The sequence below is a fragment of the Chitinophaga sp. YR627 genome (assembly GCF_900114995.1).
Lineage (GTDB): Bacteria > Bacteroidota > Bacteroidia > Chitinophagales > Chitinophagaceae > Chitinophaga.
In genome coordinates this window covers 766017-778951 of the sequence record NZ_FOUX01000006.1, presented here as the reverse complement: position 1 = coordinate 778951, position 12935 = coordinate 766017, and the positions used below count along the sequence as shown (strand labels likewise).

General features: G+C 48.3%; 8 protein-coding genes. 5 read left to right on the top strand and 3 right to left on the bottom strand.

Features of this window, described 5'->3' with window-relative positions; genetic code table 11:
- Window positions 1-31 precede the first annotated feature (31 nt).
- Together BMZ72_RS32170 and BMZ72_RS32165 are read right to left on the bottom strand one after the other, a co-directional pair.
- A complete protein-coding gene (locus BMZ72_RS32170; RefSeq protein ID WP_089814882.1) occupies window positions 32-1003 on the bottom strand; it encodes a FecR domain-containing protein in 972 nt (323 codons plus the stop codon).
- Window positions 1004-1059: 56 nt separating this feature from the next.
- Window positions 1060-2415 carry a S41 family peptidase gene (locus BMZ72_RS32165; protein WP_089814880.1) on the bottom strand — a complete coding sequence of 452 codons (1356 nt, stop codon included), beginning with the start codon at window positions 2413-2415 and terminating at the stop codon, window positions 1060-1062.
- 139 nt (window positions 2416-2554) lie between these two features.
- On the opposite strand from BMZ72_RS32165, the gene BMZ72_RS32160 reads away from it, so the two are divergent.
- Window positions 2555-3178: an HAD family hydrolase gene (locus tag BMZ72_RS32160; protein ID WP_012791233.1), complete on the top strand. Its 624-nt coding sequence runs from the start codon at window positions 2555-2557 to the stop codon at window positions 3176-3178.
- An 81-nt stretch (window positions 3179-3259) separates the two neighbouring features.
- On the opposite strand, the gene BMZ72_RS32155 is transcribed toward BMZ72_RS32160, so the two are convergent.
- Window positions 3260-4165, bottom strand: a complete 906-nt coding sequence (locus BMZ72_RS32155; RefSeq protein ID WP_089814878.1) for an AraC family transcriptional regulator — start codon at window positions 4163-4165, stop codon at window positions 3260-3262.
- A 210-nt stretch (window positions 4166-4375) separates the two neighbouring features.
- Here BMZ72_RS32155 and BMZ72_RS32150 point away from each other — a divergent pair, with 210 nt between their 5' ends.
- From BMZ72_RS32150 to BMZ72_RS32135, 4 genes are read left to right on the top strand one after another with little or no spacing between them, the layout of a single operon-like run.
- Entirely contained in the window at window positions 4376-6571 is a 2196-nt protein-coding gene (locus BMZ72_RS32150) for an alpha-amylase family protein (protein ID WP_089814876.1), read from the top strand.
- 26 nt (window positions 6572-6597) lie between these two features.
- Window positions 6598-9903 carry a DUF5107 domain-containing protein gene (locus BMZ72_RS32145; protein WP_089814874.1) on the top strand — a complete coding sequence of 1102 codons (3306 nt, stop codon included), beginning with the start codon at window positions 6598-6600 and terminating at the stop codon, window positions 9901-9903.
- Entirely contained in the window at window positions 9897-10964 is a 1068-nt protein-coding gene (locus BMZ72_RS32140) for an aldose epimerase family protein (protein WP_089814872.1), read from the top strand. Before BMZ72_RS32145 ends, BMZ72_RS32140 begins: the two co-directional genes overlap by 7 nt.
- 36 nt (window positions 10965-11000) lie before the next feature.
- Window positions 11001-12329, top strand: a complete 1329-nt coding sequence (locus BMZ72_RS32135) for a sugar porter family MFS transporter (protein WP_089814870.1) — start codon at window positions 11001-11003, stop codon at window positions 12327-12329.
- The last annotated feature ends 606 nt before the right edge of the window (window positions 12330-12935 follow it).

Sequence of the window (12935 nt, the reverse complement as noted above, 5' to 3'; positions counted from 1 at the left end):
CCTTTCAATACATGATTACCGGAATGTGTTTTTATGGCTTGATGATCAATTTTCCTGCTTTCTCTTCCAGGTGCAATCCGTGTACAAACAAAATTTTCCTTAACAACTCAGCCGGCGGTTTTCGCATATAGGTGCCGGTAAGTCTTTTTCCATTCAGGATTGCCGGTTGCTGGCAAACAATATCTACTTTATAGGTGGTAGCGACTCTTTTTAACACATCCGCCAGTGGCAGGTCATTAAAGACGATCTGTCCGCTCAGCCACTCTCTTGTTGATCCGATATCCGTACTCCGTACTTCCATGGAATGCTTCTCAACATTATAACTCATCAGCTGGCCCGGTGAAAGGATGTATTTTTCCTTATCTGCTGATATCTCCACCTTCCCCTGTACAAGTGTGACGCGTATATCATTCTCGTTCTCGTAGTGTTCTATATTGAAGGCGGTACCCAGTACCACTGTTGTAACATTACCCGTATTCACCCGGAAAGGCCGGCCCGGATCACCGGCTACATCAAAAAAGGCCTCTCCTGTTACCGTCACCTCACGTTCCCTGTCATTGTAAGCGGTTTCATTATAAGAAAGCGCGGCCCGTGCATTCAGCCAGATACTGGTGCCATCCGGCATGCTGACTTTCCTCACTTCCTGTCCGTCGTTATGCAGCGATACCCATTCATCCGGCTCCTGCTCTTTCAGCTTCGGTCTGGAAGACCAGAAAGCAATACCGGATACTGCGATCAGGATCGTAATACCTGCGGCTACCTGCCAGCGTTTTATCTTCGACACGATCCCTTTTCTGCTACGGGCATTGATACTGCTATGAATATCATCCAACAGCGACTCACTCACCATATCCGGCACGTGGCTATCCACCGTCTCTTCCAGTGAGAGGATATGCCTGTGTACTTCCTCTTCATTTCCTTCCTCCAGGTATTTTAAAACCTCCTTTTCTTCTTCGGGTGTACACTGTCCATCCAGATATTTTTTTAACAGGTCGCTGTTCATTGATGATGTTTATACATATTAACTACGGATGAGAAAAACGGTTTTACTAGTCCGTACTATCTTTTTTTTATAATTGGCGGAAAAAACCGGCTTCTGGTTACTGAGGATGCGGACACAGGCCTTCCCGGAAGCATTTTTCCGGCCATCCTCCCCCCTGCATTTTCCAGTGCCTGCTCAATCAGCACGTCATTTTCATCACCCAGTGCCCGCAATGGCAGCCGGGAAAACTCATCGACAATAATCCCGGGCGTCAGCCCTTCATTATAATCTCCCTTACCAAGAGCATTATATAATTTAAATACAAGCGGAAAAAGCGTATAACTAACCTTCGGCGTAGCCCCCTGGTCACTGATGGCAAAACTCGCCATATCTTTCCCCATGGTTTTCTCACCGATCTGCACCACTTCCATATAAGGGGACAGATTATTGACAAGCAACTCTGAAGCAGAAGCGGTACCGGCAGATGTAAGAATGATCAGTTTACTGAGTGACAGCCGGTAAGGCCCCAGCTGGTCAAACGTATATTGGTACGGCCCGTCGTTGAGCGCATCCTGAAAGGAACTATTGATAGTGCCACCATTCCGGTTGGCCTTATAAGTCACAAAAAGAGCACTTGCCTGTACCGGTGCTACAACTGCTCCGATCAACGCGGCGGAAGACACATCCCCTCCGGGGTTATAACGCAGGTCCAGTATCAGACTACGGATCCCCGCCTGTTTGAGCTTATATAAAGAGTCCAGCAACTGCTGGTCAAAACGACCGTCAAAGTAGTTGTAAAAGAGATAGCCGGTCTTCTGCGCTCCCTGTCCGAATACCTTTGCCAGATATACCGGCTGCTCCGTAAAGTGCGTAGGTGGCAGCATAATACTGGCAGCCTCCTTCAATTGTCCGTCTTCCAGGCGAACGGTGTTCAGTGTCACCCCCTTGCCTTCTTTCAATACCTGGTGCAAGGCTTCAGCAGAAGAGGCGGTTAATTCCTGTCCATTGACAGCAGTAAACAGATCCCCTCTTTTCAGTCCCTGTGTAGCCGCCGATCCTCCTGGTACAGCTAACATCACAATCCCTACCCAGCGGTCCCCGGCTTCTTTCAGTTGCGTAAAAGCATATTCCAGACCGTAATAGGCAAACGAAGAATAAGCAGGTAACGGATGCTCCGGGTCCAGCAGATATGAAAAACGGTCCGCCGGATGCAGTAAGCCTGCCAGAAACTGACGGGCGTCCGGATCGGGCGTCGGGCGTGCAGGCAACTGGTCATTCCAGTAATAATAGACCCGCATACTATCCAGGATCCACTGATTCCCCTCAGAAAGAGGCGCAGGAGGCCCTGTTTCCTCCTTACGGCAGGAAAGTGAGCTAACTATCCATAAAAGCAGTAAAAGACTCCAAAAATGGCTATATTGACGATCCTTCATATGCAGGAGCAATTGAATCCCTCTATACTACGTTTGCAAAAACAGATTTTACTAGTGGAGCATGAAAAAAACAACAGGTTCCATAATTTTAACTATAGAATGCGCGATCTTTAATTTATTTGTCAATTACCTTTAACATATGCAGCAGAATTCAAAAATCACCACATTGTTCCTCGATATAGGCGGCGTACTACTGAGCAATGGATGGGACCGGGCCGCCAGAAGAGAAGCAGCAGCCACGTTCTCACTGGATCTTCCTGAACTGGAAGAACGTCATCACCTGACCTTTGATACTTACGAGGAAGGGAAACTGACCCTTGACGAATACCTGAAAAGAACGGTTTTCTATGAACCGCGCCCTTTCAGTGAAGACGAATTCAAGTCATTCATGTATTCCCGTACCACCCCTATCCCCGAAATGATAGAGCTGGTATGTAAGATCAAGGAGAAATACGGTGTTAAGATTGCCATTGTCAATAATGAAGGCAGAGAGTTAAATGAATACCGCATCCGTCAGTTCGGTATCAACAAGTTTGTAGATTTCTTCATCTCCTCCTGCTTTGTCCATTTCAGAAAACCAGATGCTGATATCTGGAAGATCGCCCTGGACATTGCCCTGGTGAAACCGGAAGAAGTATTATACGTTGATGACCGCGCGATGTTTGTATCCGTAGCAGAAGGACTGGGTATTAACGGCCTTCAGCATGTCACTTATGCAGCTACAAAGGAGAACCTGGCAAAGTATGGGTTTGTCGTAGAATAGTTCAATTCTTTACAGGGGCATCCCCCTTTTTATAGCAGCCCTGTATGATCAGTTGCTTCTGCAAGGATCATACAGGGCCTTTTAATGTTCGGCCGTTTTGTTCCTGTTCCGGTATTCCGAAGGAGACATCCCCATCAGCTTGGAAAACATCCGGGAGAAATAGTACTGGTCCTCCACCCCTAAACGCGCGGCAATCTCCTTGACCGTTGCCGCCGAAAACAACAGGTACTGACAGGCTTTCTGTATTTTCAGATGATTGAAATATTCTATGGGTGAATAGCCTGTCTTTTCTCTGAAGACAGCCGAAAAATGCGAAACCGATAAACCGGCATACTGTGAGAACTCCTGCAGGGTGATCAGCTTATCCAGCTTCTCCTGCATCATAGTGATCGTCTGACCGATAATATCCTGCCGCTCCTCCTGGTCGGAATGATTGAACTTTTCCTCGTACAACAGGGAAGACAGGAAATGATTGAAGATCATGTTCACATAACGCAGGTTATCATCGCCATAACCCTTTTGCAGATTGATACAGATATCCTCGAAAAGACGGATCCTGTTCTCATTATAGGTCAGGTGCAGCCGGAAGTTCTTTGCCCGCTGGAGGATCAGTCCGACGATATACGCTGAGATCTCCCCTTTGAAATGTATCCAGTATATTGTCCATGGTTCCTCCTCCTCCGACATATATTTATGTGGTGTATTCGCCGGAATAATGACAAACTGGGACGGTAGAATATCCACCCGCTTTTTATCTATCTCGATCCATCCCTTCCCTTCTATACAGTATATAATAATGTGCTGACTGATGCCCGCCGGGCGTTTGATATAATGATACCGCGCTTTGGGATAATACCCGATATCCGTAATGTACAACTGGCGCGTGATCGGGTCCTGGGTCAGGAAATCGGCCGATATCTTCCTGGGTACCACGATCAGTTGCTGCCCCTCAAACCCCTCCCTTTTTTTCAATGTCTTTTCTTTCATGCCGGTGGAATATGTCCCAAGATACAAAAACCAGAAAATAATCCATCATTTTCATAAGATACCCTATTTCCCGGCTTCTCCCCAAGAACGAAATTTGAACTTGTAAAAATCGACACAGGAATCCACGTTATCAGCAATACCGACAACGTTACGGTCACTGGTTACAACAATCCACAATTACAAACACCAGCAAATACAGGTCAGCAATCAATGAATTATTTCGGTAAAATATCGCTGGGCAGCCTGCTGTGTTATCTGACAGCAGGAACGGCACAGGCACAAAAGATCAGTATCAAACCAGACAGCACCGTTATTTCCAACGCGTATGTCCGGCTCACGGTGCATAGCGATAGCGGTTATATCGACTATCAGTTCAGCAATGGTGTCCGTCTGCAGCATACGGTAGCGACAATAGAAGAAACACAGGCCGGCAGACTGTCAAGCACCGACTTTTCACAACATCAGTGCAACACAACGTCTGTACAGGATGCCAATGGCCGGGGGATCTTGCTGCACGTAACACATCGTGATCCTGCCAAAGCACTACAACTCGAACAACAGATTACCATCTATGAAAAAGCCGCTCACCTGCTGCTGAAAGTACAGGCGACAGGCAATACTACGCTTGAAACGCGTAACATCTCTCCATTAACCATACTCCCGGGGCAACAGAACTATCTGTCTGTTCCGGGTAGTAGTTCCCGCATCCTGGACGTGCCTTTCGACAATGATAACTGGGTGCCGGTAGTTACCCGTCAGTGGCCATCTGTATCTGGTATCAGTTATGAATTCACTTCCATCTACGATCAACAGACCCTTTCCGGTCTGGTAGCGGGCAGCGTGACGCATGACTTTTGGAAAACAGGGCTCCGTTATGGTGCAGGAAAGGAAAACGGACGTATCGACTCCTTTATCATATATGGTGGAGCCGCTACGCCGGATGACCGTAATCTTCCACCAGCCTACGGCGGACTTGATGGCACACATGATCATTTCCCACACGGTACTATGCAGGGTAATACAGTCTCCTCTCCGCTTATATTCCTCTCAGCTACAGCAGATACCCGTCAGGCTTTTACCGCCTACGGAAAGGTCAATACACAGATAGCCGGCAAAAGCGAATGGAAAGGAAATGCGCCCTTCTACTGGAACAGCTTCGGCGTAGAGAATGTATTGGGCTATACAAAGATCATGATGCCGCCGGATGTATTAAAGACCTCCGACTTCATCGCCTCCATGAGCAATTTCAATAAATATGCGCCGCCGGTGCTCAGCATTGACTCTTATGACCAGTCTATCTATACCACCGAAGTACTGGCAGCTATCGGAGAACACGGGCGTAAAAACAAGCAGCAGATGGGATTCTACTTCATCCCATTTGCCGTATGGACCTGGAAAAATACCGTTGAGACACAACAGCTGGCCGGTACACAAACACCACTAAGCGAAGTGGTACTGCGCGATGGTAACCATCAGCCCATCATGTACAAGGAAGGCGACTGGGCCGCTTATGCGATAGATCCTTCGCATCCTGCCACCAGACAGTCCGTCATCCAGCAGCTGTTAAAGGCCAAAGCGATCCATGCCACTTTTATCAAAATTGACTTCCTGACAGCGGGTGCACTGGAATCCAGTACCCGTTACAATAAAAATATCCGTTCGGGGATGCAGGCCTATAGTGAGGGAATGAAAATGTTACGTTCCCTTGTTGATTCCATCATGGGACCAGATATTTTCCTCACTATGGCCATTTCACCTATGTTCCCGCACCAGTATGCGCACACCCGTTTCGTCTCTACCGATGTATACTCTCACCTGAGAGATGATCAGCCGGGATTCCCGCACTATGGCAGTACTGCCGCTTCATTGGCTGCCGGTTCCCATATGTGGTGGATGCAGGGTACCTTATGGCCCTTCACCAACCTGGATGTGGTGGTGATGAAGAACTTCCAGCAAAACCCGGATCTCAGCGAACAGGAGATCAAAGTACGTCTGTATGCAATGATGGTCATGGGTAGTATACTGGGTGATGGCTCTGACCTTCGTCAGCCGGTGGCTGCTGAGCGCTTCAGAAAGTTCCTCGACCATCCTGCCCTCTGTGCCTGGTTCAGTCATCCTGCAGCCTTTACGCCGATACGTATGTCTGAAGGTGATACACAGGATCAGCAGCTTACTTTCTGCCATAAAGGAGATACCACCCTGCTGGCGGCATTCAATTTCGTACAGGATAAAACATTCGAAAGCAGCTGGCAGACCGCCACTTTATTGAAAGATAAAAGAGACTATGAGATCAGGGATTTCCTGAGTAATGCATTGCTGGGAGAGATCCGTAAAGGACGGACTTCCTTTACCCTCAGCGTCCCTGCAAAAGATGCCTTACTCGTTAAGCTGGTTCCACGCAATTAAACGTATAAAACGCAAAGAAAGACTATATGGAAGTGACAGTCCGGATTGAAAAAGTATCCATTCCTACCTACAAGACAGGCACACCGGAAAAACATCCCATGTTCCTGGAGAAAAGAGTTTACCAGGGCAGTAGTGGCGTTGTATACCCACATCCCGTTATTGAGCAGATAGCAGATGAGAAAAGTTCGCAGGAATACAATGCCGTATTCCTGGAAAACGAATTCCTCGAGATCATGATCCTCCCTGAACTGGGCGGACGTATCCAAAGGGCATATGATAAGATCAGACAACGTGATTTTGTGTATTATAATCAGGTGATCAAGCCCGCTCTGGTAGGACTGGCAGGTCCCTGGATCTCCGGTGGTATTGAGTTCAACTGGCCACAGCACCATCGTCCAAGCACCTTTCAGGCTGTAGATTACTCCGTAGAAGAAAATGCAGATGGCAGCAAGACCGTGTGGGTGAATGAAGTGGAAGTGATGTTCCGTACCAAAGGGATGGCAGGTTTTACCCTGTATCCGGACAAGGCATATCTTGAGATAAAAGGTCGTTTATTCAACCGGACGATGTTCCCGCAGACTTTCCTCTGGTGGGCTAATCCGGCAGTAAAGGTAAATGAACATTATCAGTCGGTATTCCCACCGGATGTATATGCCGTATTCGATCACGGTAAAAGAGATGTATCTGATTTCCCGATCGCCACCGGTACCTATTACAAGGTAGACTATGCACCGGGTACAGATATCTCGCGTTACCATACCATTCCGGTACCTACCTCCTATATGGCGATCCGCTCGGAATATGATTTCATGGGTTGCTACGAACACGATACACAGGCGGGTATGCTGCACGTAGCAGATCATCACGTATCACCAGGTAAGAAACAATGGACCTGGGGAAATGGTGACTTCGGCTTCGCATGGGACAGAAACCTGACGGATGAAGACGGTCCGTATATCGAACTGATGACCGGTATGTTCACCGACAACCAGCCCGACTTCTCCTGGTTACAACCCAATGAAGGCAAGACCTTTGAACAATACTTCATGCCTTATGCGCAGACCGGCGTCGTGAAGAATGCGACCAAAGATGCCATGCTGAATATGGAGTGGGAAGGACAACAGCTGCAGATCAAAATATATGCGACCGCCCTCTATAAGGATGCCAGCGTGCGTATACTGCATGAGGGTAAAGACGTAAAAAACTTCCCTGCTGCACTATCTCCATATGCGCCGTTTGCAACGACCTACGACTGTGGCGCCGCTGTCATTGTACCAGAACAATGGAAGGTGATTGTTGCAGATAAGAACGGCCGCGAACTGGTCTCCTGGCAACCGGCAACACCTGTTACACATGAGATACCACCACCTGCATCCGCAGCTAAATTGCCTAAGGACATCGAACAGGTAGAAGACCTTTATCTGAATGGTCATCACCTGGAACAATACCGTCATGCTACTTTCAATCCGGTTGACTACTATGAAGAAGGATTGAGAAGAAGTCCGGGGGATATCCGTTGTAATAATGCAATGGGGTTATTACTGCTGCGTCGCGGACAATTTACCAAAGCAGAACCTTATTTCAGAACGGCAATCAAAACCATGACCAGCCGTAATCCGAATCCTTATGATGGTGAAGTATATTATAACCTGGGGTGTTCGCTGCTCTTACAGGACAAATCTGCAGAGGCATATGATATCTTCTTCAAAGCCACCTGGAACGATGCATGGCAACACAGCGGTTTCCTGATGCTGGCACGTATCGCAGCTTCGAATGGTAAATGGGATGATGCCTTGTCACTGGTAAAAAAATCGCTTGTGCGCAATTATCATAACCACACGGCCCGTCATCTGCAAACCATTATCCTGCGGGAGAAGGGATTACAGGAAGATGCGATTGCGTTTGCAAAGGAATCTATACAGATCGATCCGTTTAACTACGGTTGTCTCTTCGAATGGTACCTGATCAGCAATGACAGCACTGTATTGCAACGCATGCGTTCCCTTATGCATGGTTCCATCAATAACTACCTGGAATTGTCACTGGACTATGCTTATGCAGGTGCTTACGATACAGCGATCACCTTATTACAATCTTACATCGATACCTACGACCGTGCATCTCCACTCCTGTACTACTACATGGGATGGTTTGCCAGCCGTAGCAACTTACCGGAACAGGCGCTGGGTTGCTATCGGAAGGCTGCCACGCAATCACCTGATTACTGCTTCCCTAACAAAACAGAAGAAGTACTGATCCTTCAGGATGCATTGACACACAATCCGACGGACGCAAAAGCCGCATACTACCTGGGTAACCTCTGGTACGATAAACGTCAGTATGGAGAGGCCATCGCCTGCTGGGATCAATCCGCCACACTGGATGACACCTATGCTACTGTGCACAGGAACCTCTCACTGGCTTATTACAATAAGCTACATCAGAAAGCCGCTGCTGTCAATGCGATGGAAAAAGCGTTCGCACTGGCTCCGGATGATGCCCGTATACTCATGGAACTGGACCAGTTATATAAGATCACCGGCCGGTCTTCACAGGAAAGATTATCCCTGCTGGAAAACAATATGAAGCTGGTGGAAATGAGAGATGATCTGTACCTGGAAAGAGTGACGCTGTACAATAACTTAGGTGAGTTTGAGCAGGCACGCAGACTCTTATCACAACGCAAATTCCATCCATGGGAAGGTGGTGAAGGAAAGGTAGTCGGACAATACATTCTCTGTCATACCGCATTGGCAAGAAAAGCGATCGACCAGGAACAATTTGAAACCGCCCTCTCCCTCCTGAAGGCCCTGGAAAGCTATCCGGAAAACCTGGGTGAAGGTAAACTCTATGGCGCACAGGAAAATGACCTTCATTACCTGATGGGTTGTGCATATGCCGGAATGGGACAAAGCGAAGCGGCAAAAGAACAATTCATGGCCGCAACTGTGGGTATCAGCGAACCGGTACAGGCCATCTATTACAACGATCCGCAACCTGACAAGATCGTCTATCAGGCACTGGCCTGGCAGCAGCTGGGACAACCGGAAAAAGCAGCACAGATCTTTGACCGCTTTATACAGTTTGGTAAAGCACATCTGCATGATGAGATCCGTATAGATTATTTCGCTGTTTCTCTGCCGGATATGCTGGTATTTGATATTGACCTTAACCAGCGTAACCGTATTCACTGTCTTTACCTCATGGGATTAGGCTACCTTGGCTTACAACAGGAACAGCAGGGCCAGCAACATCTCGACCAGGTATTGATGCTGGATGTCAATCATCAGGGCGCTACTTTTAATCCATTTACCAGGACCATTCTATGTTAAACATACAACATCAGACGCTCTCCGCTACCCGTGCCACTTATGGCGAGGCAGGCGGAGAGCCGCTTGAACAGATCACGCTGGAGAATGCTGCGATCCGGGTGGAACTCATTAACCTGGGCGCTACGATTACCGGGGTCCATGCACCTGACAAAGCGGGCATCCGTAAAAACATCGTAGCGGGTTTTAGTGATCCGCAGGCCTACTGGAAGAACCCCGCCTACTTTGGGTCTACCGTTGGCCGTTATGCCAACAGGATTGCCGGCGGCAAACTAACGATCGACGGTGTCAACTACCAGTTACCAGTCAATAATGACAGCAACCATCTTCATGGTGGTTTTGATGGATTTCACAAGAAAGTATGGCAGGTGATACAATGCAGTCAGAACGAAGAACAGGCAAGCATCACCATGGCTTACACCAGTCCTGACGGAGAAGAAGCCTATCCCGGTACCCTCAGTGTACAGGTCCGTTATATACTCGACCGGCACAACCGGCTGACGATCACCTATACGGCCAGCACTGATAAAGCAACGCCTGTAAGTCTGACGAACCACTCTTATTTCAATCTCACCGGGTTTGATAATCCGCTGGTGACCAGTCACCTGTTGCGCATCAACGCGAACAATTACACGGAAAAGAACAGCAGCAATACCCCTACCGGGCAACTGCTGCCTGTAACAGGCACGCCGCTTGACTTCACGCATGCCCGTGCAGTCGGTCAGTGTATTGATCAGCTTCCGGCAGACATGGGTTTCGACCATAACTATGTGCTCCGTCCTTATGACACCGAAAACATTCCTGCCGCAGAACTGGAAGATCCCGAAAGCGGCCGTGTACTCCGTGTATTCACCGACCAACCAGGTATCCAGCTGTATAGCGCAAACTATTGGGACGGCAGTATCACTGGCGCACAGGGCGTTCCCTATCTCAAACATGGCGCCGTCGCACTTGAGACACAGGCATTTCCTGACAGTCCGAATCACGCACAGTTTCCGGAAACCATCCTTCGCCCGGGAGAAACTTACCGGCGGAAAACGGTCTTCGTTTTTGATGTGCAATAATTTCTTTACTTTAATTTACCACAGCGATATTCCGTTATGAAACAATCATCATTCAACAGCTCCTACATACTGGGTATTTCCTTTATTTCTGCCCTGGGAGGCTATTTATTTGGCTTTGACTTCGCTGTGATCGCGGGAGCCCTGCCTTTCTTACAGCAACAGTTTGGTCTGGATGCCTATTGGGAAGGATTTGCGACGGGTAGTCTGGCTTTAGGAGCGATCGTGGGCTGTATAGTTGCCGGTACAATGGCGGACAAATACGGGCGTAAAAAGGGCCTTCTGGTGGCTTCTGCCATCTTCGGTATCTCTTCTCTGGCAATGGCGGTTGCGCCGGACAGGAATGTCTTTATTGCTTTCCGTTTCGTGGCAGGTATTGGTGTGGGTATGGCATCCATGCTGTCACCAATGTACATTGCAGAAGTTTCACCTGCGCATCTCCGTGGACGCATGGTGGCTATCAATCAGTTAACCATCGTGACGGGTATCCTCGTGACGAATATTATCAATTACGGTCTGCGTAATCATGGTGATGATGCTTGGCGGTGGATGTTCGGTCTTGGTCTCTTACCTTCCCTGCTCTTCTTTCTTGGCGCGTTGTGGTTACCCGAGAGTCCACGCTGGCTGGTAAAAGCCGGACGTTCAGCAGAAGCGAGGACGGTGCTGAATCGTATTGGCGGCGATGATTTTGCTACGGAGTCTTTGTCTGTTATTCAGCAGTCTATGACGGGGAATGAACGGGTGAGTTATGGACATATCTTCCGGAAGGCAGTATTGCCAGCGGTCATAGTCGGTATTATACTGGCGATGTTCCAGCAATTTTGTGGTATCAATGTGGTGTTTAACTATACGCCGAGGATCTTCAAAAGCATTGGAGTGTCGCAGGATGGCCAGCTGTTGCAGACGGTCTTTATTGGTGGTGTTAATCTTGTGTTTACCATTCTGGCGATGTTGCTGGTGGATAAACTGGGCAGGAAGCCACTTATGCTGATTGGTGCCGGTGGACTGACAATCCTGTATATTGTTGTGGTGCGGATGTTGTCGGCGGGATCAGAGCATGTGTCCTGGTATCTGCTGGCGGCAATCGGGACTTATGCGATGTCTCTGGCGCCGGTGACCTGGGTGTTGATTGCGGAGATCTTTCCGAATAAGATCAGGAGTGCGGCGACATCATTTGCGGTGTTATGTTTGTGGGCGGCGTATTTTGTGCTGGTGTTTACGTTTCCGATGTTGTTTGATAAGCTGAAGGATGGGACGTTTTATATCTATGCGGCGGTGTGTTTAGCGGGGTTTGTGTTTATATGGCGGAATGTGCGGGAGACAAAAGGGAAGACGCTGGAAGAGTTAGAGGGTGTAATGATGCATTAATAGACAGGTATATAATTTTTGTTTTTTGTGGGCTGGCCGGAGTATTCTGGCTGGCTTTTCTTTTTTGGGGAGAGGTTTGGGCGGCTTTGCTGTGGTTTCAGATAACCCGACGAACTGACGCCAGTTAAGTACATGATGGGGCTTTGGGAGAATGGCTATGCGGTGGGGGCTTGGGTGAGCGGTAGCTGGATGCAGGGGACGGGCTAAGGTTCGTCTGGTCATCTGAAACCTCCGCTGAAAGCGCCTGTTGGTGTATTAATTGGGGGGTAGTAGAAATTGAAATTCACGTTTATGGAGTTTGTCTTCATTGTAGACGCTTATTAGGCCGTTATTAAGTCTGTATTTCTTCGCTTGGGAATGGACAGATATGGGCATAATAACGGCGTAGTGACGGTATAATTGGCCATTCAGGTCATTGGTGACGGAGACATATTGATTGGGTGGCAATTAAGTGCAGATTAGCCTACATCGGGGTGGTGATTTGGCTATAAACGGATCATTTTCGGTAGAGGATTCGATAGAGTTGTCCCGTAGATGCGTCGTGTATGCGTCGTGTATGCGTCGTGTATGCGTCGTATATGAAGCATGTCTAACCTATTTTCAGGG